This window comes from Rhodococcus sp. Leaf247 (assembly GCF_001426185.1).
Classification (GTDB): Bacteria; Actinomycetota; Actinomycetes; order Mycobacteriales; family Mycobacteriaceae; genus Rhodococcoides.
Genome location: NZ_LMRP01000001.1, coordinates 1752988 through 1778685, shown reverse-complemented (window position 1 = coordinate 1778685; position 25698 = coordinate 1752988). Strand labels below are relative to the sequence as shown.

General features: G+C 64.3%; 19 protein-coding genes and 1 tRNA gene. 16 read left to right on the top strand and 4 right to left on the bottom strand.

Annotated elements, in window-relative coordinates; genetic code table 11:
• The first annotated feature begins 102 nt into the window (after positions 1-102).
• On the top strand, positions 103-1440 hold the full coding sequence (locus tag ASG64_RS08315) for a cytochrome P450 (RefSeq protein WP_056071965.1): 1338 nt from the start codon (positions 103-105) through the stop codon (positions 1438-1440).
• Here ASG64_RS08315 and ASG64_RS08310 read toward each other — a convergent pair.
• Positions 1437-3731, bottom strand: coding sequence for a DEAD/DEAH box helicase (locus ASG64_RS08310; RefSeq protein WP_056071962.1), 2295 nt, complete (start codon positions 3729-3731; stop codon positions 1437-1439). The two genes, ASG64_RS08315 and ASG64_RS08310, sit on opposite strands and share 4 nt — an antisense overlap.
• Positions 3732-4044: 313 nt before the next feature.
• Between ASG64_RS08310 and ASG64_RS08305 the strand changes: the two genes are divergently transcribed.
• The 7 genes from ASG64_RS08305 (at position 4045) to ASG64_RS08275 (ending at position 11151) form a co-directional block, all read left to right on the top strand.
• Positions 4045-4248: a cold-shock protein gene (locus ASG64_RS08305; RefSeq protein WP_005248460.1), complete on the top strand. Its 204-nt coding sequence runs from the start codon at positions 4045-4047 to the stop codon at positions 4246-4248.
• A 129-nt stretch (positions 4249-4377) separates the two neighbouring features.
• Positions 4378-4965, top strand: a complete 588-nt coding sequence (locus ASG64_RS08300; RefSeq protein ID WP_042575755.1) for a hypothetical protein — start codon at positions 4378-4380, stop codon at positions 4963-4965.
• A gap of 144 nt (positions 4966-5109) precedes the next feature.
• Entirely contained in the window at positions 5110-8058 is a 2949-nt protein-coding gene (gene topA, locus ASG64_RS08295; protein WP_056071954.1) for a type I DNA topoisomerase, read from the top strand.
• Between the two features lie 62 nt (positions 8059-8120).
• On the top strand, positions 8121-8672 hold the full coding sequence (locus ASG64_RS08290) for a mycothiol transferase (RefSeq protein ID WP_056071951.1): 552 nt from the start codon (positions 8121-8123) through the stop codon (positions 8670-8672).
• Positions 8673-8861: 189 nt separating this feature from the next.
• Positions 8862-9815 carry a DUF808 domain-containing protein gene (locus ASG64_RS08285; RefSeq protein WP_056071948.1) on the top strand — a complete coding sequence of 318 codons (954 nt, stop codon included), beginning with the start codon at positions 8862-8864 and terminating at the stop codon, positions 9813-9815.
• Positions 9816-9825: 10 nt separating this feature from the next.
• Positions 9826-11013 (top strand): DNA polymerase III subunit delta', encoded by a 1188-nt coding sequence (locus ASG64_RS08280; protein ID WP_042575759.1) that lies wholly within the window; start codon positions 9826-9828, stop codon positions 11011-11013.
• 62 nt (positions 11014-11075) lie between these two features.
• Positions 11076-11151, top strand: a tRNA-Thr gene (locus ASG64_RS08275).
• Between the two features lie 343 nt (positions 11152-11494).
• On the opposite strand, the gene ASG64_RS08270 is transcribed toward ASG64_RS08275, so the two are convergent.
• Positions 11495-11995 (bottom strand): hypothetical protein, encoded by a 501-nt coding sequence (locus ASG64_RS08270; RefSeq protein WP_200933426.1) that lies wholly within the window; start codon positions 11993-11995, stop codon positions 11495-11497.
• A gap of 1120 nt (positions 11996-13115) precedes the next feature.
• Between ASG64_RS08270 and ASG64_RS08265 the strand changes: the two genes are divergently transcribed.
• Both ASG64_RS08265 and ASG64_RS21200 read left to right on the top strand, forming a co-directional pair.
• Positions 13116-14285 (top strand): hypothetical protein, encoded by a 1170-nt coding sequence (locus ASG64_RS08265; RefSeq protein ID WP_056071945.1) that lies wholly within the window; start codon positions 13116-13118, stop codon positions 14283-14285.
• The gene (locus tag ASG64_RS21200; RefSeq protein ID WP_062575806.1) at positions 14282-14677 is read left to right on the top strand and encodes a hypothetical protein; all 396 of its coding nucleotides are present in this window, start codon (positions 14282-14284) and stop codon (positions 14675-14677) included. Before ASG64_RS08265 ends, ASG64_RS21200 begins: the two co-directional genes overlap by 4 nt.
• A 135-nt stretch (positions 14678-14812) precedes the next feature.
• Here ASG64_RS21200 and ASG64_RS08260 read toward each other — a convergent pair whose 3' ends face one another.
• The gene (locus ASG64_RS08260) at positions 14813-16531 is read right to left on the bottom strand and encodes a hypothetical protein (RefSeq protein ID WP_156388298.1); all 1719 of its coding nucleotides are present in this window, start codon (positions 16529-16531) and stop codon (positions 14813-14815) included.
• Positions 16532-17793: 1262 nt separating this feature from the next.
• Between ASG64_RS08260 and ASG64_RS08250 the strand changes: the two genes are divergently transcribed.
• From ASG64_RS08250 to ASG64_RS08225, 6 genes are all read left to right on the top strand, one after another.
• On the top strand, positions 17794-18831 hold the full coding sequence (locus ASG64_RS08250) for a hypothetical protein (protein WP_156388297.1): 1038 nt from the start codon (positions 17794-17796) through the stop codon (positions 18829-18831).
• A gap of 196 nt (positions 18832-19027) precedes the next feature.
• Complete coding sequence (locus ASG64_RS08245) at positions 19028-19771, top strand: haloacid dehalogenase type II (protein WP_056071932.1); 744 nt, start codon at positions 19028-19030, stop codon at positions 19769-19771.
• Positions 19772-19853: 82 nt separating this feature from the next.
• Positions 19854-21359, top strand: a complete 1506-nt coding sequence (locus ASG64_RS08240) for a SulP family inorganic anion transporter (RefSeq protein WP_056071929.1) — start codon at positions 19854-19856, stop codon at positions 21357-21359.
• A 19-nt stretch (positions 21360-21378) separates the two neighbouring features.
• Positions 21379-21762, top strand: a complete 384-nt coding sequence (locus ASG64_RS08235; RefSeq protein ID WP_056072943.1) for a MerR family transcriptional regulator — start codon at positions 21379-21381, stop codon at positions 21760-21762.
• Positions 21763-21828: 66 nt separating this feature from the next.
• Positions 21829-22470 carry a TetR/AcrR family transcriptional regulator gene (locus ASG64_RS08230; RefSeq protein WP_056071926.1) on the top strand — a complete coding sequence of 214 codons (642 nt, stop codon included), beginning with the start codon at positions 21829-21831 and terminating at the stop codon, positions 22468-22470.
• Between the two features lie 146 nt (positions 22471-22616).
• Positions 22617-24053, top strand: coding sequence for a lipase family protein (locus tag ASG64_RS08225; RefSeq protein ID WP_056071923.1), 1437 nt, complete (start codon positions 22617-22619; stop codon positions 24051-24053).
• 14 nt (positions 24054-24067) lie between these two features.
• On the opposite strand, the gene ASG64_RS08220 is transcribed toward ASG64_RS08225, so the two are convergent.
• Positions 24068-25588, bottom strand: coding sequence for an MDR family MFS transporter (locus ASG64_RS08220; protein WP_082518220.1), 1521 nt, complete (start codon positions 25586-25588; stop codon positions 24068-24070).
• Between the last annotated feature and the right edge of the window lie 110 nt (positions 25589-25698).

Below are 25698 nucleotides of genomic sequence, written 5' to 3'. Positions count from 1 at the left end.
ACGGTAGACACCGCGAGCGGGAACGGAGCATCATGAGATCAGTCACACGTGTGACACGGGGTTACGCGCATCGTTGGATGCACTTGTATCGGGGGGTTGGGCATGTCGAGAGTGGACACCGTCAAAGACGAGGCACGGTCGAGGATGCGGTGGCTCGCTGTGCACGGAGTCGTACGGTTCTTCGCCAAGCGCGGAATCAAGATCGGCGACCCTCAGGCCAAGCTCATCGCAGATCCCGTCACGCGGGCCAACCCCGGTCCCCTCTATGACGAGATCCGCAAGACGGGGAAGCTCGTCGAGGGACGTGTCTCCTACCTCACCGTCGATCACGCTCTGATCTTCGATCTGCTGCGCTCGGACGACTACCGCACCGTGGTCGTCGGCGGGAATCTGCCGAAGCCTCTGCGAGCGATCGAGCGTCGCACCCGGACCGGTGCCCTGCACCCGCTGGCACCGCCGTCACTGCTGTCGGTCGAGCCGCCGTCCCACACCCGCTACCGCAAGCTCGTGTCGTCGGTGTTCACGGCGCGCGCGGTGAACGGGATGCGCGACAACGTCCAGAGGGTCGCGGACGCGCTGCTCGACGAGTTGGTCGCCACCGGCGGCGGGACGGTCGACATCGTGTCGTCGTACTGCGCCAAGCTGCCGGTCGCCGTCATCGGCGACATTCTCGGCGTGCCGGAGAGCGACCGGGGCAGGGTGTTGGAGTTCGGTGAACTCGCGGCGCCGAGCCTGGATGTCGGACTCACGTGGTCACAGTTCCGCGAGGTCGAACAGGGACTGCAAGGATTCGACGAGTGGCTGGCCACCCACATCGCCGGGTTGCGGAAGAACCCCGGTGACGACTTGATGAGTCAGCTCATCGCCGCATCCGAGGACGGCGTCCACCTGAACGACAGGGAGTTGCGGGCCACCGCCGGGCTGGTGCTCGCCGCCGGATTCGAGACCACCGTCAACTTGCTGGGCAGCGGCATCAACCTGCTGATGAACAACCCGGATCAGCTCACCCGCCTGCAGGAGGACCCGTCGCTGTGGGGCACGGCCGTCGACGAGATGCTGCGGCTCGAGTCGCCCGTTCAGATGACCGCCCGGGTCGCCAAGGGGCCGATGTCCGTGGAGGGCATGGACCTCGAGGCGGGGGATCTGGTGGTCTGCGTCCTGGCCGCCGGCAACCGCGACCCGCAGGTGTTCGACGATCCCGACACGTTCGACGTGGGCCGCTCCAATGCGAACAAGCATCTGTCGTTCTCGGGCGGACGCCACTACTGCCTCGGAGCAGCGTTGGCCCGCGCCGAGAGCGAGGTCGGATTGCGCACATTGTTCGATCGCTTCCCGCACCTCGCATCCGCCGGTACCGGAGTCAAGCGCGATACCCGTGTGCTGCACGGCTTCCGGAGCTTGCCGGTCGCGCTGGGTGAACCGGCGACCGTGTCGGCCTAACCGTCCAGACATGCGAGGACGGCGTCGAGCACACGCACGGCGCCGTCCTTGTCCAGCGGGTCGTTCCCGTTGCCGCACTTGGGCGACTGCACACACGACGGGCACCCGGCCGCGCATTCGCACGACGCGATGGCCTCGCGTGTCGCCGACAGCCACGTTTCGATGACGGCGTGTCCGCGATCGGCGAAACCCGCACCGCCGTCGTACCCGTCGTAGACGAAGACCGTCGGTAAGCCGGTGTCGGCATGCAGCGCAGTGGACACTCCACCGATGTCCCATCGATCGCACGTCGCCACCAGGGGCAGCAGTCCGATGGCGGCGTGCTCGGCCGCGTGCAGCGAGCCGGGAACGCGTTCTGCCGTGACGCCGGCGGCTTCGAGTAATTCCGGAGTGATCGTGTACATCACTGCGCGCGTGTGCAGTTCCTGCATCGGCATGTCGAGTTCGACCGAGTCGAGTACCTCTCCGGACGGCAGCCGACGGAGGTAACCGACCACCTGATGGCTGACCTGGACCTGCACCAAGGCGACGTCCACCTCGCCGTACCGCTGGTGCTCGTGAGTGTCCTCGATGACGATGTCGGTGACCTCGCGCGCCGAGGTCGTCCACTCCGGTTCCTCCGGATGCACGACCGCCAGACCGTCCTCGAAGTCCAGGGTGTCGACGACGAACGACTCGCCCTGATGGATGTGCACCGCGCCCGGGTGCGTGCTGGACGGCGCTCGTCCGGCGTCCACGGTGCCCAACATCCGACCGGTCGACCCGTCGACGATGGCGATCTGTGATCCGATGCCGCCCCGAATGTCCACGGCGGCATGGGGTGCCGCGTCGGCCGTGATGTACCACCCGTGCGGCCGACGTCGGAGCAGGCCGCGCTCCGTCAGCGACTGCGCCACCCCTGCAGCGCCGAGTTCGTCGACCTCGTCGTCCGTCAGCGGCAGTTCCATGGCCGCGCAGAGCAACTGGGGGCCCAGCACGTAGGGGTTGGTGGGATCGGTGACCGTCGCCTCGATGGGCTTGTCCAGCAGGGCCGCGGGATGGTGGACCAGGTAGGTGTCCAGGGGATCGTCGCGGCCGACGAGGATGACCAGCGAGCCCTGACCCCGACGACCCGATCTGCCCGCCTGCTGCCAGAACGACGCGACCGTTCCGGGGAATCCCGCGACGACGACCGCATCCAGGCCGGCGATGTCGACGCCGAGTTCCAGTGCGTTGGTCGTGGCGACACCCAGCAGGGTGCCGTCGGACAGTGACCGCTCGAGTACCCGGCGGTCCTCGGCGAGGTAGCCGGCGCGATACGCGGAGATGCGTTGCGGCAGAGACGGATCGACCTCCGCCAGGAGTCGCGAAGCTCCCAGTGCGGTCAGTTCGGCACCGCGTCGTGACCGTACGAACGTCAGCGTGCGCGCCCCCTCGACCACCAGGTCCGCCATGATGCGCGCGGCTTCGGAACCTGCCGACCGACGGATCGGGGCGCCGTTCTCGCCGGTGATGTCGAGAAGCGGTGGCTCCCACAGCGCGACCGTGCGAGGCCCGTGCGGGGACCCGTCGTCGGTGATCTCCTCGCACGGCGCACCGACCAGCCTGCCGGCGGCGGCCCCGGGATTCGACGCGGTGGCGCTGGCGAGGACGAAGACGGGACGGGCGCCGTACCGCGCGGCGATCCGTCGGAGCCGACGCAGGATCAGTGCCACGTTGGACCCGAACACACCGCGGTACGAATGACATTCGTCCACCACGACGTACGCCAGGTTGCGGAAGAAGTGCGCCCAGCGCTGATGTCCCTTCAGTAGGGAGATGTGCAGCATGTCGGGGTTGGTGAAGATCCATCGAGAGTTCTGGCGGGCCCACTGACGTACTTCGAGCGGCGTGTCACCGTCGTAGTCGCTCGGTGAGATGTCGGGGAAGCCCCGGGACGCGAGCGTGTCCGTCATGTCCATCGCCGCTCGAAGCTGGTCTGCCCCCAGCGCCTTGGTGGGAGCGAGGTACAGCGCGGTGGCGCGCGGATCGATCGACAGGGTGTTCAGGATCGGCATCCGGTAGGCGAGGGACTTGCCGGACGCGGTGCCCGTCGACACGACGACGTTGCGGCCCGCATGAGCGAGCGACGCCGCGTCCGCCTGGTGCGTCCACGGCTGCGGAATCCCGCAGTCCTGGAAGATCTCGACGACGGCAGGCTCGAGCCACTGTGGCCAAGGGGCGAAGCGAGACTCGCGCCCGGGCAGCTCTGCAGCATGGGTCAGCGGGGACTCTCCGGACGGGGTCCCGGCCAGTGCGCGTCCGAGCAGCATGCCCCCGAAGGAAGCGGCAGGTGCATCGGTCGTCGTACTCACAGTTCTCATCCTCGTTTCGTGCCCGAAACACATGGTAGGACGGGTGTCCGACAGCGGTCCCGCGATCTTTACGAAGTTGTTGTCGTGCGGACTGTCGTGATGCCGTCGGACGTGGTTGACTTGCTCTCGGTCGCAGCTTCTGTGTTCGTTTTCACGCTCGCAGGATCTAATTGTTGCGAGCGTGGTGTGAGAACACTGCGGTCGGAACCGGCCCGATGGACTGTAAGTGCTGTTCATCGAATCCGGTGTTCAAGAAGAAGGATAGACAAGCATGGCACAGGGCACTGTGAAGTGGTTCAACGCCGAAAAGGGCTTCGGCTTCATCGCACCCGAGGACGGCTCCGCTGACGTCTTCGTTCACTACTCCGAGATCCAGGGCAGCGGCTTCCGCACCCTCGAGGAGAACCAGCGCGTGGAGTTCGAGGTCGGCCAGGGCACCAAGGGCCCCCAGGCCACGGGCGTCCGCGCAGTCTGATCCTCGATCGGACTTCTCTCTACTGATTCGTCCCCTGTCACCTCCGCGGTGGCAGGGGACGTCTCGTTTCCGTGACGCTCCGACGCAGACACCGCGCTCGCGGCCCTTCCGTGACCTAGTGTCGCGACTGTGAGCCAGTTGTCCTTCTTCTCCGCGGAGTCGACGCCCCCCGAGGCGTCCGACTTGGCCGGACTTCTGGCCGCGCAGGGGCAGGCCGTGATCTCGGCGGCCGGCGCACGCATCTCGGTGGTCGTGGACGCTCAGTGGCGCGCCCATGCCGTCGCCGACGTCATCGAGGCCTCCGGATTCGACGCCGAGATCACGCGGACGGACGAGGGCCGTCCGCTGGTACGCACCGAACCTGTGCCGGACTTGAAGTCGGTCGCCTCGGACTGGGTCCGCGGCGCCGTCAAGGCAGTGCCGTCGGGCTGGGTTCCCGCGCCTCGGGCGCTGCGCGCGTGGGTCGTGGCCTCCGGACGTCAGGAAGCCGACGGCACTCGCTTCATCCTCGGGCTGGACCCGCACGCCCCGGACACGCATCCGGTGCTCGCCCAATCACTGATGCGGGCCGGCATCGCCCCGACGATCGTGGGGGCACACAGTTCTTCCCCCGCGCTCAGAATCACCGGTCGGCGTCGGCTCGGGAGGCTGATCGAGAACATCGGAGAGGCCCCCGCAGGTGCACTCGCGGCAGCCGGATGGCCCGTCCTCGTGTGACCGTTTCGCCGGGTCTTCGCGCTCGGCGTCGCGTGTGAGTTGCACGTGTGTGTCACTCTGTAGTGTGTCGATCTCGAACGGCTCGGGGTATCGACGCAGGTGAACGGGTCTGGATAGAACCAGGCCAGGAAGGTTCGGCACCAGGTGGCAGCAGGAGACAACACGACGGCCTCGTCGTCCGGCGCGTCCGGAATTCGTCGTCTCGTGATCGTCGAGTCACCCACCAAGGCCAAGAAGATTGCGCCTTACCTGGGTAAGAACTACGTGGTCGAGGCCTCGGTCGGGCACATCCGGGACCTCCCGCGCGGTGCCGCCGACGTGCCCGCCAAGTACAAGGGTGAGCCCTGGGCTCGCCTCGGCGTGGACGTCGATCACGACTTCGAGGCCCTCTATGTCGTCAGCCCCGAGAAGAAGGGCAAGGTCGCCGAGCTCAAGAGTCTGCTGAAGGACGCCGACGAGCTCTACCTCGCGACCGACCCCGACCGCGAGGGTGAAGCCATCGCCTGGCACCTCCTCGAGACGCTCAAGCCCAAGATCCCGGTTCGACGGATGGTCTTCCACGAGATCACCGAACCCGCCATCCTCGCCGCAGCCGCCGACACGCGCGAACTGGACACCGACCTGGTCGATGCCCAGGAGACCCGCCGCATCCTCGACCGCCTGTACGGCTACGAGGTCTCGCCCGTGCTGTGGAAGAAGGTCATGCCGAAGCTGTCGGCGGGCCGCGTGCAGTCGGTGGCCACCCGCGTCATCGTGCAGCGCGAACGCGAGCGCATGGCGTTCCGCTCCGCCGAGTACTGGGACATCTCCGCGCAGCTCGACGCCGGCGCGGACGCATCGCCCCGTGCCTTCGGTGCCCGGCTGGTCAACGTCGACGGTGCCCGGGTGGCGTCGGGACGTGATTTCGGTGCCGACGGAAAGCTGAAGTCCGAGGGCGTCACCGTCCTCGACGAGCCGCGCGCGCGTCGTCTGTCGGAGGCGCTGGACGGGGTGGACCTCACCGTCGCGTCGGCCGAATCCAAGCCGTACACGCGTCGCCCCTACCCGCCGTTCATGACCTCGACGCTGCAGCAGGAGGCCGGGCGCAAGCTCCGTATGTCCTCCGAGCGCACCATGCGCATCGCGCAGCGGCTGTACGAGAACGGCTACATCACCTACATGCGTACCGACTCGACGAACCTGTCGGCGTCGGCGATCGACGCGGCCCGTCGTCAGGCCACCGAGCTGTACGGCCCGGAGTACGTGCACGACACCCCGCGGCAGTACACACGCAAGGTCAAGAACGCCCAGGAGGCGCACGAGGCCATCCGCCCCGCGGGTGATTCCTTCGCGACGCCGGGCCAGCTGCACAGCTCGCTCGACACCGACGAGTTCCGGCTGTACGAGCTGATCTGGCAGCGCACCGTCGCCTCCCAGATGGCCGATGCCCGCGGAACGACTCTGTCGCTTCGCATTTCGGGGACCGCGGGTACCGGTGAGGAATGCACCTTTGCCGCGTCCGGTCGCACCATCACCTTCGCGGGCTTCCTCAAGGCCTACGTCGAGAGTGTCGACGACCAGGCCGGCGGCCAGTCCGACGACGCGGAATCGCGTCTGCCGGTGCTGGAGAAGGGCCAGGCCGTCACGGCCACCGGCCTGGACCCGGACGGTCACTCGACCAACCCGCCCGCACGGTTCACCGAAGCGTCGTTGATCAAGACGCTCGAGGAGCTGGGAATCGGCCGCCCGTCGACGTACTCGTCGATCATCAAGACCATCCTCGACCGCGGGTACGTCTACAAGCGCGGCAGTGCTCTGGTGCCGTCGTGGGTGGCGTTCTCGGTCATCGCGCTGCTCGAGGCGCACTTCGGTCGACTCGTCGACTTCGACTTCACCGCAGGCATGGAGGACGACCTCGACGCCATCGCCGGTGGACGCGAACGACGCGGAGACTGGTTGACGGCCTTCTACTTCGGCGGTGAGAACGGCACCGAGGGATCGGTCGCACGGTCCGGCGGACTGAAGAAGATGGTCGGCCAGAACCTCGAGGACATCGACGCGCGCGTCATCAACTCGATCCACCTGTTCGACGACTCCGAAGGTCGCGACGTGCACGTCCGCGTCGGTCGTTACGGTCCGTACCTCGAACGCATGGTGCAGAACCCGGACGATCCCGACGGCGATCCGATCTCGCAGCGCGCCAACCTCCCCGACGACCTCCCGCCGGACGAGCTCACGCTCGAATTCGCCGAGAAGCTGTTCGCGACACCGCAGGAGGGTCGCAAGCTGGGCGAGGATCCGTTGACGGGTCACGACATCGTCGCCAAGGAGGGGCGATTCGGTCCGTACGTCACCGAGATCATCCCCGAGGAGCCCGAGCCCACCCCGGACATCGTTCCGGTGGAACAGCATTCGTCGGACGGTGGCGGTGGCACAGCCGTCGCCACGAAGGCGGCGAAGAAGGCCCCCGCGAAGAAGGCTGCGAAGAAGTCGACGGCACCCAAGCCGCGGACGGGTTCGCTCCTGAAGTCGATGGACCTCGCGACGGTCACCCTCGAAGACGCGCTGAAGCTGCTGTCCCTTCCCCGCGTCGTCGGTGAGGATCCGGAGAGCAAGGAAGAGATCACCGCGCAGAACGGCCGTTACGGCCCGTACCTGAAGAAGGGGACGGACTCGCGCTCGCTGGCGACGGAGGACCAGATCTTCACGGTCACTCTCGAGGAAGCGCTGAAGATCTACTCCGAGCCCAAGCGTCGCGGACGTCAGGGTGCGGCGACGCCGCCACTGCGTGAGCTCGGCGTGGACACGGTCAGTGGCCAGCCGATGGTGATCAAGGACGGCCGTTTCGGTCCGTACGTCACCGACGGTGAAGCCAACGCCAGCCTGCGCAAGGGCGACGAGGTGGGCACGATCACCGACGAGCGCGCCATGGAACTTCTCGCCGACCGTCGTGCGCGTGGTCCGGTGAAGAAGAAGGCCACCAAGAAGGCGCCGGCCAAGAAGGCACCCGCGAAGAAGGCTGCGGCCAAGAAGACGGCCGCCAAGAAGGCTCCGGCGAAGAAGACGGCCGCCAAGAAGACCGCTGCGAAGAAAGCGCCGCCCGCCGAGTCCTGAGGACAGTAGCTGTCCGCGTGTGCGCCTAGCGTTCTCCTCACATACGAGGAGAGGGGCACATCATGGCGGGGACGTACACATCTTCCGGGCCGTCGGTCGACGTCGCGGGGGATAAGCTCGATCTGGTCACCATCCTGGCTGACCAGCGCGGGTTGCTCGCGATCACGGCACGCGGAATCACCGACGAGCAGGCGCGACAGAGGACGACGGTCAGCGAGTTCACGCTCGGCGCGATCGTCAAGCACGTCGCCACGGTGATCCGCGACAACGTCGCGATGCTCGAGGCGCGCGACGAGAACTCGACGATGGACATGTCGCGGCTCGGTGAGGCTCTGGCCTTCGGTCCGGACGACTCCGTCGAGCACTGGCTGAGCGAACTCGACTCCGCCGGCGTCGCGCTGGAGCAGTACATCGCCTCGATCGGCAGCCTCGACGAGCTGATCCCGCAGCCCACCGCACCGTGGGCACCCGAGCGGATCTGGTGGCCCGCACGACGGATCTTGCTGCACCTGCTCCGGGAGATCGCGCACCACAGCGGGCACGCCGACATCATCCGCGAGGCACTCGACGGGCAGACCACGATGGGCGTGATCAGTGAGGGCATGAGCTTCTGAGGTTCCTGTAGCGCGAGGAGTGCGGGCTGCGAGGGGTGTTCACACAGGTTGCTGCAACTGGACACGGCTTGCTGCAGGTTGCAGGGGGTGTGCAGCTAGCGGAGCGTGTGTGCGCACGGATGCGCGGTTGGGGAGTGCCCGGCGGCGGTACTCTCACAGTCACCACTGACCTACGTTTCAGGAGTTCTCATGGCCGGCGGACTTGTTGCCCTGCTCGACGACGTCGCGGCGCTCGCTCGACTCGCCGCCGCGTCCATCGACGACGTCGGCGCTGCCACCGGCAAGGCGACAGCGAAGGCTGCGGGAGTGGTCATCGACGACACTGCCGTCACTCCGCAGTACGTGCGGGGTCTGGCGGCGGAGCGCGAACTGCCCATCGTTCGGCGCATCGCCATCGGTTCTCTCCGCAACAAGCTCATCATCATCCTGCCGATCGCGCTTCTGCTGAGCCAGTTCCTGCCGTGGTTGTTGACGCCGATCCTCATGGTCGGCGGTGCATATCTGAGTTACGAAGCGGTGCACAAGATCTGGGGCGCGGTCTCGGGTCACGGCGCGCACGATCATGATGCGGACGGTCCGCGCGACGAGGACACCGTCGTCGCCGGTGCCGTGCGGACGGACTTGATCCTGTCGGCCGAGATCATGGTCATCGCGCTGGACACTATCGCCGCGGAGGGTTTCTGGAGCCGCCTGATCATCCTGGCCGTCGTTGCCGTGGTGATCACTGTGCTCGTCTACGGCGTGGTCGGGCTGATCGTGAAGATGGACGACATCGGTCTCCGCTTGGCCGACACGTCGTCGGGCGTCGCGCAGACGATCGGGCGCGGTCTGGTGAAGGGCATGCCGAAGGTCATGTCGGTGCTGTCCGTGGTGGGCACCGCCGCGATGCTGTGGGTCGGCGGGCACATCCTGCTGAACGGCATCGACGAGCTGGGGTTCCATCCGATCTACGAGTTCGTCCACCACATGGAGGAAGCGGTCCACGACGTCGCCGGCATCGGTGGAGTGCTCGCCTGGATCGTCAACACGTTGGCGTCCGCAGTGATCGGGTTGGTGGTCGGATCGATCGTCGTCGCGGTGATGACGGGTGTGTCCAAGGTGCTGGCCTCTCGCCGAGGCAAGGCTGTCGCACAGGACCACTAGGCTCGCTTCCATGGCGGGTGTGTTCGAACGGTTGGTGGGGCAGCACGAGGTCGTGGCGGAACTGTCCGACGCCGCAGCTGCTGCTCGCGAGGGGGACATCGGCTCCCGCATGACTCACTCGTGGCTGTTCACCGGGCCTCCCGGATCGGGCCGCTCCATCGCAGCCGTGTGTTTCGCCGCCGCTCTGCAGTGCACCGACCCGGACGTCATCGGATGCGGCCACTGCCACGCATGCACCACCACGATGCACGGCACGCACGGAGACGTGCGGCGCATCGTCCCGCAAGGCCTGAGCATTTCGGTCAAGGAGATGCGTGAGGTCGTGCAGATGGCGGCACGTCGTCCCACGACCGGTAAGTGGCAGATCGTCGTCATCGAGGACGCCGACCGTCTGGGTGAGCGCGCCTACAACGCGTTGTTGAAAGCCGTCGAGGAGCCACCTGCACGCACCATCTTCCTGCTGTGCGCGCCGTCGGTGGATCCCGAGGACATCGCCGTCACCATCCGGTCGCGGTGTCGGCACGTGGCGTTGGTGACACCCAAGCCCGCGGACATCGCCCGTGTACTGCAGGAGAACGACGGACTCGACGAGAAGACCGCTCTGTGGGCAGCGTCCGTCGGCGGTGGACATGTCGGCCGGGCACGACGTTTGGCGACGGATCCGGATGCCCGTGATCGCCGCCAACGCGCCCTGGGGATCGCCAAGGCCGCCTTGCGTCCCGCCACGCAGTACGCGGTGGTCGAAGAATTGGTGAAGGCCGCGGAGGCCGACTCGTTGCAGATCAACGCCGAGAGGGACGAGCGGGAGACGGACGAGCTCCGGACCTCGCTCGGCGCCGGCGGCACCGGAAAGGGTGCGGCCGGAGCGCTGCGCGGATCCGCCGGTGTACTGAAGGAGCTCGAGCAGCGCCAGAAATCCCGTCGCACCCGCACAGGACGCGACTCGCTCGATCGTGCGCTCATCGACCTCGCCGGTCTATACCGCGACGCGCTCGCACAGTCCTACGGCGCTGTATCGACGATGACCCACCCCGACATGGAGGACCAGGCCCGCGGCCTCGCCTCCGTCGCATCACCGGAGTCCTTGCTCCAGTGCATCGAGGCGATTCTGGTGTGCCGGGAGGCGCTGTCGATGAACGTGAAGCCGAAGTTCGCGGTCGACGCGATGGTCGCCACCCTCGGCGCGGCGGCCCGCTGACCCCCGTTTTGGGATCGAGCGGGGGGACCGGTTAAACTTGTGAAGGTTCCTTCGGGAGCCGCGCCGCCTTAGCTCAGTCGGTAGAGCATTTCACTCGTAATGAAAAGGTCAAGAGTTCGATTCTCTTAGGCGGCTCCACCCAATCTGATACCTGACCAGCCAAGATGCTGGTCAGGTATTTCCATGTCGGGGGCCTATCGAGCTTCTCAATGCGCTGCCAGCGGGTACACCGCGATCTCCGGGTGCCCGGTTCAGGCGCGTTCGTTTGACTGGTGACGGTGTCGCGCGTGACGGGAGGTGACCGATAACGGCCGTCCGGACGCCCCTCGCTGGACCGTGTGGGTAGCGCGCAGCCACTTGCGCAGGCAAGCCGATGAGGCCGCGAGATCGGAGTGTTCGGCGAGGTACTCGGTGAACCAGCCCGACAAGCCGTCCCAGTGCTCGACGTTGCCAGGAGGCTGCAGGGTCCATCCCAGCTCACTTAGCGTCCAATGCGCCTTGGCAGAGTTGCGCAGCATCGAGGTGGTGACCCAGTTAGAGGCGTTATCTGAGCGACCGGGTCGACATGGTCGATGCTCGGGAACAACTCCCAGTGCGCGAAGTGCGTCTCGGTCATCTTCCCGTTGGAGTGCGCATCGAACTGTTTCGGCAGCAGCATCGACAGGGTCCAGAGCGCTCCGGGGTGAGCTAGTCGGTCACCGGAGTATCGGTCGAGGAACCCGTCTCGGTAGAAGATGCGCAACTTTTGCGTGAGCGTGTACTCGCGTTGGCCTGCTGTGCCGATGACCAGCGGGCAATCGGTGTTGATGATGTCCTGGGCGGCTTCGGCGTCTCCTGCGCTGAGCGCAACACAGGCCCGTGCGAGCACGCCCGCCTTCCGAGGCGGCTCGGTCGTTCCTGCGCCTACGGGCGTATTGCCCGTCATGAGCGCAAGACGCTGCAGAAGAACGACCAGGCGCGTCGAGAAACTTGGCCGTGACATGCGGCCATCGTCACACGCCCGTATCGTGCGGACGCAGCGCCGCCACGCTCTATCTGTCCGCCCGATGCAACGCGGTGGCCGCCCGCGCTGGTAGAGAGCCCCAGACCAGTTTGATTGAGCTTGATGAAATAACTGGATGGTGCGCCGAGGACGCAACACGCTTAGCCGCCAGCTTTGAACCGCCGGCGACTTTCAGATAGGATTCCGCCGCAGCACACCGGCCCAATCACAAGGGCGTTCGCCACGCAGTCGAGTATTTTAGGGGAATCGTCGCAGCGTTCGATTTGCTCCTCGTTCGGAGATTGGGATTCCGCGTCGGATAGCTACGAACTGGCCCCGGCTTCTTCGACCCACACCAGTACCACCGCACCGGCCGCGAGAACCGCATCGGGGGCGACGACAGCGCCGACGTACAACGTCGAATGACGCATCAGCCCGACCATGAGCTCGGCGGCTGCTTCCCCCGGCCTCTGAGTTGGTCTCCATCCCCGCTTCGCTCCGGCGAATCAATCCTTGGTGGACCAGGTCCGCGTCGGGCTTCTCCGAGTAGGGCAGGACCCCTGAATAATGGGACCGTCATCGACGTCGGCGACCACACCTAGGTCGGGGGGGCCACGATCGATGAGAGTGGCCGGGTCGAGAACCGTTTGGACGTCTGGGTCATCTCGGGCGGCACCGTGTACGGCTCCACACAGGGGGCGAGAACATGACGACATGGCCGCGAGCCAGTCCGGAGCTGGGTGTCGCCCCGGGTGATCCCCACGTCAATGTGTGAGCTGATGGCACCACGCAGTGCGACATCGGGAGACTGCGGACAGGACCTCGACTTCAGCGTCGATCGCGGCGGAAGGTCGGCCAACCGCCAGTCGAACTGTGCTGGTGTGACCGCTCGTAAGGCCGCGCAGCAAGCGTCTATCTCCGAGTCCGAGTAGTAGAAGTTTCAGACTTGAGTGCCGAGTGCCGAGTGCCGAGTGTGTCTGGCGTGCTGGTGCCACCGTTACCTGCGTTTCCTTCCACGCTCAAGGTCCAAGCGGCCGATGAGACCAGACAGCGACTTCCGCACACGGACAGCAACCTGCTCTCATCATGAGTTAGCTGCGAATTCCTATAACGTCAGTGCATGGCAAAGTTCCCAAAAGTTCGTGAGCAGCACATTGCCGTCTTCGGCGAGACTGGCTCGGGCAAGACCGTCCTGGTTTCGTCGTTCTTCGGCCCGACCCAGGAAGGAGCCTACAAGAACGACCTCTGGGACCTCGTCGCTGACGATGCCGGACATGGAAATCGGCTGTACAAGAACTACCTCGGCATGCGCGCCAAAGCGGAAGCGCCACTGCCAACCCGCTTCGAGGCCACTACCTACTACTTCTCGGTCAAACTCAAGGGCGGCGACAACGACGCAGCCAAGAAACGGCCCTTCGATGTCCTCCGCCTCGCGTGGCACGACTACCCGGGCGATTGGTTCGAAAATGAACCCAGCACCCCGACGGAGAAAGATCGGCGCATCGACAGTTTTCGCTCACTCCTAAGGTCTGACGTCGCGATCCTGCTGGTAGACGGGCAAAAGTTGCTCGATCATCGCGGGGAAGAACATAAATATCTCAAGTCTTTGATGTTCAACTTCCGCCACGGGCTCCTGCAACTCAAGGACGACCTACTCGAAGACGGGCCCATCGTCGAATTCCCTCGAGTGTGGATCTTCGCACTGTCGAAAGCTGATCTGCTCCCGGACTGGGATGTCGATACCTTTCGCGATCTGGTCATCCTCAACGCAGCAGAGGATGTCGAACATCTTCGATCGACCGTCGCTGGACTCATCGACACTCCTGCGGCCCTGTCCATCGGCGAGGACTTCATGTTGCTCTCATCCGCCAAGTTCAAACTCAAGTCCGGCGGCGCGCAGACAGTCGACATCGACCTGACGCAACGCATCGGTCTCGATCTCATCCTGCCTGTGGCATCGATTCTGCCGCTGCAACGCCGCGTGCAGTGGAACGACAAGTTCGACATCCCCCTGAAGGTCCTCAATTCGCTCGCCGACGGCGCCGAGCTGTTGGCCGCAGGCCTGGCCGGTGGAAAGTTCGCACCAGTCGAGAAGTTCCTGGCCAAGATGCCGAAGGCGGGTAAGGCGCTGCCTATCCTGGCAGTAGCAGCCCAGTTGGTAGGACCAAAACTCAAAGAGATGCACGAGCAGGCCCGCGCGCAGAACGACTACCTGCGAGCGACACTCACGCAGTTCAAGCGCGACCTCGAGCAGGGCGTCGACGACAGAGTCATCAGGAACCCGAAGTGAGCATCGAATCCGCAGACTGCGAAAGCATCATCTGGGCCACGCGGGGGCGAGACTGGGGTTTCCGGTTTCTCCTGGATGCGGGACTCAGCGATCCGCTCCCAGACTACGAACGCGCTTTCGGGAGCCTGCGCGACGCACCGGCCGCGTGGCGACGCCACGACGGACACGTTGCTCTGCGAATCTTAGATCCGCTCGAACGACGAGACTCCGCGGGACGCGTAATCCCCCACGAGTTCGTCGTCTACGGCGACCTCGCAGCTGCCGTCGAATCCGTCGAGGACGGTATGCACAAGGTGTGGCCACTGGTGTCTGAGATTTACGCGAGCGCCTGGGACGCCTCAACCCCGCCGGATCTGAGCAATCGAGCGTTGATAGCCAGACACACACGGTGAAGCAGTTCATCACACCGCTGACGCCGACGGCACCGCCATCGTGGATGGCTCAGGTGAGGTGATCAAACATCCGAGGCGACCAACTCCACCGATTCCACCCCAGCTCGACAGCGACATTGAGTGAGATAGTTGGGCCTATTTGATACCTAGGAGTCCGACAGCCGCCACGGCTTGAACGTGTGACTCGGTGGCCACGATGCTGTGTCCGTGTTCGAGGCTCTTGATTGTCAGTTCTTGGTTTCGGTGCTGATCCACGTAGAACAGTGAGAACGTGCCGCAGCGCTGGCAGTTGGTACCAGTCAGGAAGGGTCGCACAAGGTGAAGTGTCTGCTTCGAGTCGAGTAGGTAAATGCTGCCAGCTTCAATAGTCGGTAGAGCAACCGGCATTTGACGAACAGGCACCACTGAGTGGTCGCCAGAGAGCATCTGATAATCGAGCACACCTTCCTGTCGAATGCTGTCCCATTGCAGATTCCGTGCAACCACCAGTGGGCTGTCCAGTAGGAATGTCAGCGAGCGATTGATCGTGTGGAGCGAGTTCAGTGCCTCTCCGACCGCGTCGTCAAGATCCATGAGTTCGACCCTACGACCGTGTGCTTCATCGTTGCGGCGTTGCAGCAGGTCCTGTCTCGCGGCTTTCACCGTAGGGTCTGTGCAAAAATCGCGAAACTCGGGTGTTGAGATCAGCGTGTCAAGTGCATTGAATTTCTTCCCAGCCAGCTCGTCAATCGCGCTGCACCAGTCGCTCATTGACGTTCCCTGACCGCGATGCAGGCGTCCGGCTATGTCATCGACTGCCGACAAACTATGCCCGAGTTCGCGCGCAAGCGCGAGCCCAATGTTTGCGATGAAGGCCAAAGTTTGTTCTGCAGAATCGAGGGCGGCAACGTACGTCTCCCGGGTATTTCCATGACTTCGGGCCGCTTCGAGTGCACGCCACCTGTAGGCAATGGGCAGTGGAAATTGGGTTCGGACTTGGCCACCCAGTGTCTCGATGTCGTCAACGGCTTTCATGCGAAGTCGAACAAGCCGGCTGCGTTCGATTACACGCTGGCGGGCTTCGGCGGCACTGTCGTAGTCGAACAGATCTGCCAGAATTTCGTCTGCTTCGTTTGACCAAGCCGACGCTCGCTGTCGTGCTTGTTCGATACCAATCAACGCGTCCTTCAAGGCTGCGTCCGGAATCGGCACCCGCAACCTGGACAGTGCAGCCGCGGTGATCTTAGAAGTGAGGGGCGTCAACCTGATGTCATCGGTGAGCTGTAAAGCGGCGTCCGAGGAGATAAACCGAAGTGCGAATTCGATGTCGGCGCGATCGGCAGTCGCCAACGGCCGCAGGATCAGCACTAGGGGCCCCGCAGCCACGGGCATGTCTTTCTGCGTGACGCGGGCCCACACCAAGCCAGGGTCGACGGAGTTCGTTGCTTGGAGCGCTCTGAGCACTATGTCCCCAGCGAAAAGCTCCGGATAGCCGTCTAGCGCCCACCGCTGAGATTCATCCACTGGCGCGATCTCGTGATTTCTTAGGATATCTCGACCGCCGATGATTCGCTTTGCACCAAGCGCGTGTGCGGGAACTGGCTCGGTTTTTCCTGGGTCGCGTGGGAGAGGGCCGTTGCCAAGTACATCGAACAAGTGACCGAGGTGCTGGACCCGGCCGAAGTCTGCAAGTTCATGTCGCCGCTTTACGAGGCGGGGGTCGTAGAGCTTGCTGATGAGTGGTTCTCCAGGTGGAGGTGGCTCACGAAGTACAAAGCCGAAGTCGGTGGATCCTCCGGGCATGCGCATCAACCGGCGAAGGTCGTAGACGATCCTGTCGGAATCCTCTGGACGCGTTTGTGTTGCGTCGAACATCCGGAGCACTCCAGATTCCGCGTCTGATGAATCGAGAAGAATCAGTGTGTGTGCAAAATGTGCCGAGATCCACTTTAGGCCAGCGCGTCCTGAGATAACCGCGCGGACACGCCAATTTGTGCTGATCGAAATACGTAGCGTATGCGCGGCCTGTGAGGCCAAGGCGCTGTGGGGTAGAACTAGAAGCAGGAGATGTCCTGGAGGCCCGGGTTGAATTCGTTGAACAGCTTCGAAATCCTGTGACTTAGTGCCTTCGCTCCTACCCCACGGGGGGAACGCCACGACAGGGCCGCCCGTCAGTAACGTGGTGACGAGAGTCGGGAATGCGTCGGAGTTCGAAGCCTCGTTTGACCAATCACCCGGAAGCGAAGCAACGGTGGGAGCGATCTGTGAGTCCGAGTACACGATTCTAGGGGTAGTGCCAGTTCGAGCAGAGGCCATCAGCAACTCGATTGACGCCACGAAGGCGTCGTTCGCGGCTTCTTGCATTCCACCCCTCCGATTCCCCGACTGGTTAACGCTTCGATCAAGTGACACTCTATGTGCTAGCCCTATGGAACTCGCGGGTGCGGCAACCGTGTGGTTCACCCCACCGACCGGCAGACGTGTGATCTCAAGGGGGTAGTGGACGACCGTCTTGCTCGCGCTTTCAATCCGGCGGGTCTCAAACGGGCGTGCCGAGCCTTCCGTCTTGAGAAATCACGCTGGGATCCAACACCGAAGCGGGACTCGGTAGCTCGATTGATTCCTTCCTCCCGCTGCCACGACAGTGACACGTATCGGTACGAACCGTCGTGAACCGGCTCGGACGGTTATCGCAGTTCAAGTGACGTTTCTCAACCTCAGGCGAATCTACCTTTACGTCTTGCGTCGTTCCCGTAAGGAAAAGGTCAAGAGTTCGAGTCCCTTAGGCGGCTTACCTTCATCAAGTTCCTGATCAGCCACGACGCTGCTCAGGTATTTACGTCGTGTGGGTCCGTTTGGCGGCCGAGGGCCACACGATGTGCATCTCCTCCGGGAGCGGTCCCGGTACTGTTGCACCGCTGTGCCCGACGTCGTCTCGGGCGTGACTCGGCTGCCTACTCGTGAAGAGGTCGCAGTTTGAACCCGGGTCGTCCAGCATGGCGGGCTTCGGAGCTTGCATCATCGCGCTCGGAGGACACCGAAACCGCCAAACACCGCCTAGTCCTATGTGTGGACGTAAGGCCGCCGGGTCGGGCTGTTCAAGAGTTGGAGTCATACCCGTTAAGTAGAGTCTGAGTATGACTAATTCCGGGGGAGAACCGTTGGGCGGCTCGATGTGGTCAAGCGACCCGCACGTCACCGATTGGGCCAACGCGAACGGATATGGGGAGCGACAGTACTCGTTCGATAAATTGGGGATAAGGCAGCTCCGGAGCGACTTCGTGGACAACCGGCGCGGCCTCTACCTGATAGAGTGCGTCAACCACGAGGTGTATATCGGCATCGGCGACGATATCGCGAAAAGGCTCCCCGATCACCGCACGACACATCCCGATGGGAAGACATTCCGCTTCCGCCCGTACGACGCACCGGAACCGGCTCGGCGTGAGATCGAGTTCCAACTGGTGCGCGGCGCACAGTCTGCCGGCCTGATTGTCCGAAATCGTGAGCATGCGACCGGGTTTCTTGGTGTGTCCACTCTCGACGAGCTCATTACGGTCGATGAGCAGTCCGAGTGGTTGCGTAATTGCGCCGCGGTCAACGAGTCCGACACCAGTGCCTTGGTGGACCTCGACCCCAGCCAGCTCGCGGCGCATCACCATGACTTCGAGCGAGTACTGGTGCATCCACGAAAACGAGAAATCTTTGCCGCGCTCGAAAGCTACGCGCGGGCCTGCATTCCTTACCCTCGCCGCACCGAGGCAACGTTCTGGACAGTTAGTTGTTATCCCAAGTCGAACTCGGCGCGGATCTTCTGTGTGTCGATGGCCAATGTAGAAACCTTTTTCGTTGCAGTTACCGAAGGCTCGGATCGAATCCAGGCGGTCACGTTCGTCGATCGCCGCGAGCTACCGACGACGAGAGTCGGCAGGGCGCGGATGGCGATGGCGGGTGCGCGACTGTCTCCGGGAGGTCATCGCGCGGGTGGCTCATTCGAACAGCGGATCGATATCAACGACATCAACGACGTCCCCCGAGTGATGCGTTTCGCTGCAGTGAGGCGCGCGGCCGCGTCACACAACCTCGACCTGATGCGTCGGCGACAATCTGCGTATAAGTCGTCGCACTGCCGCCACCTCGCTGCCGCTGCTCTCGATCTCGGAGTACGGCAATAGCGGGTCAACGTGCGGGCCAAGCTGCCCTTCTTCGTTCCCGGAGTGACCTACAAGTCGCTTGCTCCGGTCGGCGTCATGGTGGAACTCCCAGCGCTAGCTCCCGTGAGGGTGAAGCCTGACGAGGGTTGCGGGGTACTCCCTCCACAAGCGCGCCATCCGATCCGGAGGATGCCGCCGAACGAGCAGGAGCGAGCACATGAGTACCCCCACTTCCCAGACGAGTCCCACCCCGAGGCGCCGACCGAAAGTCGTGGTCTTCGACGTGAACGAGACGCTGTCGGACACCTCGCCGATGCGTCGACGGTTCACGGACGTCGGAGCTCCTGGCCCCATGTTCGACACGTGGTTCGCGGGGTTGCTCAGGGACGGCTTCGCACTCGCCGTCGCGGGCGCGGCTCGACCGTTCGCTGACGTCGGTTCCGGCCTTCTCGAAGTTCTACTGTCGGGTACCGCGGTGAACCGCACCGTCGTTGACGCGGTGGACCACATCATGACCGGCCTGACCGAGCTCGACGTCCACGCAGATGTGGTCGACGGAGTCACCGCGCTGGCACAGTCGGGCATCAGGCTGGTGACGCTGTCCAACGGTTCGACGGACGTAGCCCGGACGCTTCTGGGCAAGGCCGGCGTCGCAGACAAGTTCGACGCGATCCTGTCCGTCGACGATGCAGGGCGCTGGAAGCCGCACCTCGATGCCTATCGGTACGCGCTCGGCGAGTGCAATGTCGCCCCCGAGGAGGCCATGCTCGTCGCGGTGCACCCCTGGGACATCAACGGCGCGCGCACTGCGGGTATGGCCACGGCATGGATCGGCCGGAACGGCGGGCCGTATCCGAGTCACTTCCCCGACCCGGACCTGACAGCACCGTCGATCACGTCGCTCGCGCAGATGCTCATCGACCTTCCCGATGACGAGGCTGCGGACTCTACTCTCCAGTAAGAGTAGAGTTCCGTCCTGCGGAGAGGCCGTGCCAGGCGCACGTGATGCCGCGTCATCGCACCACCACGGAAGAGGCTTATCCATGTCGAACGTAGCCGCGCCGGTCACCGCACCCGAGGACACCTCGGTGATGGCGGCGCTGCGCTCACCCCGCAGGCTCAAGACCGAGGTGCTGGCGGGACTCGTCGTCGCCCTGGCGTTGATTCCGGAGGCGATCTCGTTCTCCATCATCGCCGGCGTCGATCCCCGCGTCGGACTGTTCGCCTCGTTCACGATGGCGGTGACCATCTCGATCGTCGGTGGCCGACCGGCCATGATCTCCGCGGCGACCGGCGCGATCGCACTGGTCGTCGCACCGCTGTCACGCGAGTACGGCCTGGATTACCTGATCGCGGCCGTCATTCTCGGCGGTGTCCTCCAGATCGTGCTCAGCGTGATCGGCGTCGCGAAGTTGATGCGCTTCATCCCGCGCAGCGTGATGGTCGGATTCGTCAACGCCCTCGCCATTCTGATCTTCACCTCCCAGTTGCCCTATCTTCTCGGCGTACCGGCACTGGTCTATCCGCTCGTCGCCGTGGGCCTGATCGTGATGGTGTTCCTCCCGAAGTTGACCAGAGTCGTTCCCGCGCCGTTGATCGCCATCGTGCTGCTCACCGCGGCCACCCTCGTGTTCGCGCTGCAGGTTCCCGACGTCGGAGACGAGGGCGAGTTGCCGTCGTCGCTTCCATCCCTGCTGATACCGAACGTGCCCTTCACTCTGGACACGTTGTCGATCATCGCGCCGTTCGCGCTCGCCATTGCCTTGGTCGGATTGTTGGAGTCGTTGATGACGGCGAAACTTGTCGACGACATCACCGATTCCCACTCGAACAAGTCGCGCGAAGCGTGGGGCCAGGGCGTCGCGAACCTGGTCACCGGCTTCACCGGGGGTATGGGCGGGTGCGCGATGATCGGCCAGACGATGATCAACGTCAAGGTCTCGGGTGCGCGTACCCGGATCTCCACGTTCCTCGCCGGCACGTTCCTGCTGATTCTCGTCGTGGGACTGGGCGACATCGTGGCTCTCATCCCGATGGCCGCGCTGGTCGCGGTGATGATCATGGTGTCGGTGGGTACTTTCGACTGGCACAGCATCCATCCGAAGACGTTGCGGCGCATGCCGAAGAGCGAAACGCTGGTCATGGTCGTCACGGTGGCCGTCACGGTCGCCACTCACAATCTCGCCTACGGCGTCGTCGTGGGAGTCGTCACCGCGATGGTGTTGTTCGCGCGCCGGGTCGCGCATCTCACCGAAGTCGTCGACGTGGCGCATCCGGACGAGAACACTCGTGTCTACAAAGTTCTGGGGGAGTTGTTCTTCGCCTCCAGCAACGATCTGATCTATCAGTTCGACTACATCGGGGACCCTCTCGACATCGTCATCGACATGTCCGAATCCCACATCTGGGACGCCTCCACCGTTGCAACGCTCGACGCCATCACGACCAAGTACGCCGCGAAGGGCAAGACCGTGAAGATCATCGGTCTCGACGATTCCTCCACCGAGCGACACGACAGACTCAGTGGCAATCTCGGCGCGGGGCACTGAGTACGCGGTGGGTCGAAGCATGCAGATCGGTGAGGTCGCCGAGCGCACGTCGTTGTCGATACGCACTGTCCGCCATTACGACTCGGTCGGACTCGTGGTGCCTTCAGCGCGTTCTGTCGGCGGTTTCCGGCTCTACACCGACTCGGATGTCGAACGCCTGTTGGTGATCCGCCGTATGAAACCGCTCGACTTCGCGCTGGCGGAGATGAAGGAACTTCTCGACTCCCTGGACATTCTTGCCGACGAGTCGTCCAGTGACGAGGAGCGCACGTCTGCAGCGCAATTCGTCGACCATTGCCACAACAAGACGCTCGAGCGATGCGAGACGTTGCGTCGTCACCTTGCCTACGGCGAGGAATTCGCTGGGCTGCTCGCCGCCCGGAAGCCGGTCACCGGCCTCTGAAAACCGGTCCGTACACCGGGTGCGTTGTGGGAGGGGGAGAAGCGTTCACGCCTATAAGCTTTCGAGGTGACTGATGTCGGCGATCCGAGGCGCGTCTACGGGGGCCGCTCGATGGCGGACCGTCGAGCGGACAGGCGCGCGAAGTTCCTGCAGGCCGCCATCGAGGTCCTGGGCACGAAGGGGTACTCCGCCACCTCGGTGGCGGATGTCTGCGCGGCTGCAGGGCTGGCGCGTAGCCAGTTCTACGGCGAGTTCGCCAACCGCGAGAAGCTCTTGACCGATGTCTACGACCTGATCCAGCAGGACGCCGAGACCGCGGTCGTCACTGCGCTGTCCGGGTCGACGGACCGAGATCACCGGAAGTTGGTCGCAGCGGCCATGGGCGCGCTGATCGACTCGTTGGGGAGTGACCCCCGCCGAGCCCGCATCTGCTACATCGAGATGCTCGGTGTCAGTGACACCGTGGAGCAGCACCGGGCCCGCAGACGGGCCGTCTGGGTGGGGTTCTTCGAGGCCACCTTGCGGGGCGAAGTCGGTGCCGAATTCGAGCCGCCGGGTGGGTACCGGTTGGCTGCGACTGCGTTCCTCGGCGCGTTCACGGAGGTGGTCTCCGACTGGTCGCGCACCCCGTCGCCGCGTCCGCCGGTGGGCGCACTCGTCGACACGATGATCGCCGTGCTCGCCGCGTTCGTCCCTGACCTCGACTGACGCCGGGATTGTTATCCACGACACAACGCTCTACAGTCCTGTGAACCATCACGGACACTCGTGTCCAACATGCTGGAGTGTGGTGCATACCGTCGCCGGGAGCACATTCCGCTGTCGTCTCGTCTCGGCGCGAAAGAGAGTGCTCGGTGTCCCCCTCCCCGACTTGGACACGGCGTGTCGTCGTCACAGCGGTGGTCTCGGCCGTCGTGTCCGCGCTGGCGTCGGTCCCCGCGACAGCAGCGCCTGCCGTCGACCCGTCGAGCGCCCCCCGCGAGTCGGACGTGGTGGTCCAACCGCCGCTACCGCCGCTGACCTGGCCGAAGATTCCTGAATTCGACACCGACTTCTACATGCCACCGGCCGACGTGGTCGCCGCCGCAGCACCCGGCGAGATCATCGCCGCACGCCCGGTGGACTTGGCGACGCTGAATCTGATCCCGACACAGGTCGATGCGTGGCAACTGTCCTACCGGTCGAACAACGGCAGGGACGAGCCCATCCCCGCGGTCACCACTGTCATCCGGCCGCGGAGCACTCCGCAGTCACCACGGCCGCTGCTGTCGATGCAGGTCGCCGAGGATTCCCTGGGTGCGTACTGCGCGCCGTCGTACACGATGCGCCAGGGTGCGATCCCGTGGCCGGTGACAGGGTCTGTCACGTCCGGGGCGCAGTTCCTCGAGGCGCAGGCTCTGCTCGCACAGGGATGGGCGCTGTCGGTCCCGGATCACCAGGGGCCCAATGATGCGTTCGCTGTCGGACCGGTGGCCGGCCGGATCACCCTCGACGGCATCAGAGCAGCGGAGGCCTTCGAGCCGTTGCAGGTGAGTGGGCTCGACACGAAGGTCGGCATGATGGGCTACTCCGGCGGCGCGATCGCCACCGGGCATGCCGCCGAGCTTGCGAAAAGCTATGCGCCGGAGCTGAACATCGTCGGTGTCGCCGAGGGTGGCACCCCTGCCGGGCTCGCAGCGCTGGTGAACAACGCCAACGGTCAACTCGGCGCCGGTATCGTCGGCTCCGGGATCATCGGTGCGAGTCGGGAGGATCCGGAGCTGGCGAAGTTCGTCGACGAACACATCGACCCGTTCGGTCGCGCGTTGTTCGCAGCGAAGGACAACCTCTGTGTCGCATGGGGTTCCGCGCTACTGCCCTTCGTCGATCTCAAGGGACTGCTTCACACCGAGGGTGATCCGCTGGAGCAACCCGTGGTGAAGAAAGCGCTGAGTGCCCTGAACCTCGGTAGCACGACCCCGGACATGCCGCTGTTCGTCTACCACTCGAATCCGGACTGGTTGGTGCCGGTCGGCCCGGTGAACGACATGGTCGACTCGTACTGCGGCCGTGGCGATGCGGACGTCACGTACACCCGTGACCACTTCAGCGAGCACCTCACGTTGGAGCTCATCGGATTCCCCAGCGCGGTGCTCTGGATGCGTGACCGGTTCGCCGACGTTCCGATCGAGAAGGGTTGCCGTACCAACGATGTCGGTACGATGGCACTCGATCAGCGGCCGCACTCGCTGTGGGTCGATTCGGTCGGCGAGATCATCGCAGGGCTGTTCGGCAAACCCGTCGGGGCGTGAGCCCCTGTCGGGAACTATCTCGCCGGTCCGTCGTCGACTCCGACCGATACCGGCTGCATCGGTCGGTCCGAGTCTCCGGTGTGGGTGGTGTCGTCACTCGCAGGTCGTCGGATGAAGAACGCCGCTGCGACGCCGACGAGTGACACGGCACCACCGCACAGGAAGGCGGTGTGGATCCCGTCCTGACTGGCAACGAGTTCACCCGATCCCGACGCGATCCGCGATGCGGCCGTGTTCGACATGACGGTGACGAAGAGCGCCGTACCGGCTGCTCCGGCGAGCTGCTGGAGTGTGTTGAAGATGGCGCTGCCGTGGGAGTACAGATGCTTCGGCAGGGATCCGAGTGACGACGTCATCAACGGGGTCATGATCGTCGCGAGTCCGACGGACATCAGGACGTGGATCGCGATGACCATCGGCAGCGCGGACTCCGCGTCGAGCAGGGTCATCGACCAGAGAGCCGCACTCAGGATGATCGAGCCCGGAATGACGAGCGGCCTCGGTCCGACCCGGTCGAATGCACGTCCGACGAAGGGAGCCAGCAGGCCCATCGTCAGGCCGCCGGGAAGCAGCATCAGTCCGGTCTTCAGGGTGTCGAGGCCAAGGATGTTCTGCAGGTACATCGGGAGCAGGATGAGGGCGCCGAAGAGAGCCATCATGCTGATCATCAGCATGCCGAGGCCGATGCTGAAGGTGGGCGTCGCGAACGGGCGCATGTTCAGCAGTGCTCGCTCCGAGTCCTGGCGAGCGATCTGACGCAGCACGAAGACGACGAGTGCGACGACACCGACGGCGATCGGAACCCACACCGGGACACCCGATTCCTCGGAGGAATGGCCCAGACTGCTCAGGCCGTACACGAGCCCACCGAACGCGAGGGCGGACAGGACGACCGACAGGGCGTCGAACGACGGTCGACTCGTCGGGGTCACGTTCTTGACCAGGCTTGCCCCGACGGCGAAGGCGACCAGCGCGATCGGCAACACGAGCCAGAACATCCACCGCCAGTCGAGTGCGTCGAGGATGACTCCGGAAATCGTCGGGCCGACAGCAGGTGCGACGGCGATGACGATGGAGATGACACCCATCATCCTTCCGCGGTCGCGGGCCGGGACCAGGTTCAGCACGGTGTTGATCAGGAGGGGGAGCATCAACGCGGTGCCTGCCGCTTGGACGACGCGTCCCACGAGAAGAAGCTCGAAGCCGGGTGCGGTCGCCGCGAACACGGTGCCGACCGTGAAGAGCGTCATCGACGCCAGGAAGACCTGCCGCAACGTGAACCGCTGGAAAAGGTAGCCGGTGGTGGGGATGACGACGGCCATCGTCAGCAAGAAACCCGTGGTCAGCCACTGTGCGGTGGCCGCGGTGATGTCCAGATCCACCATCAGCCTCGGCAGGGCGACGCTCATGATCGTCTCGTTGAGAATCATGACGAACGCCGCGACGACGAGGACACCGATGAGCAGGGTGGCGCCCGGTGGCATCTCCGTAGCGTCGGCCTTACCGGGCTGTGTCCGGTCCGTATCTGTCTGCATGACCTGTCGGGTCCTTTTCGCGCTGGAATCGAGTATCTGTTCGACAGTCTGGTTCTATATGACAGTGACTGTCAACTTGGCGCTGACTGGTATGGTGCTATTCGACGAGA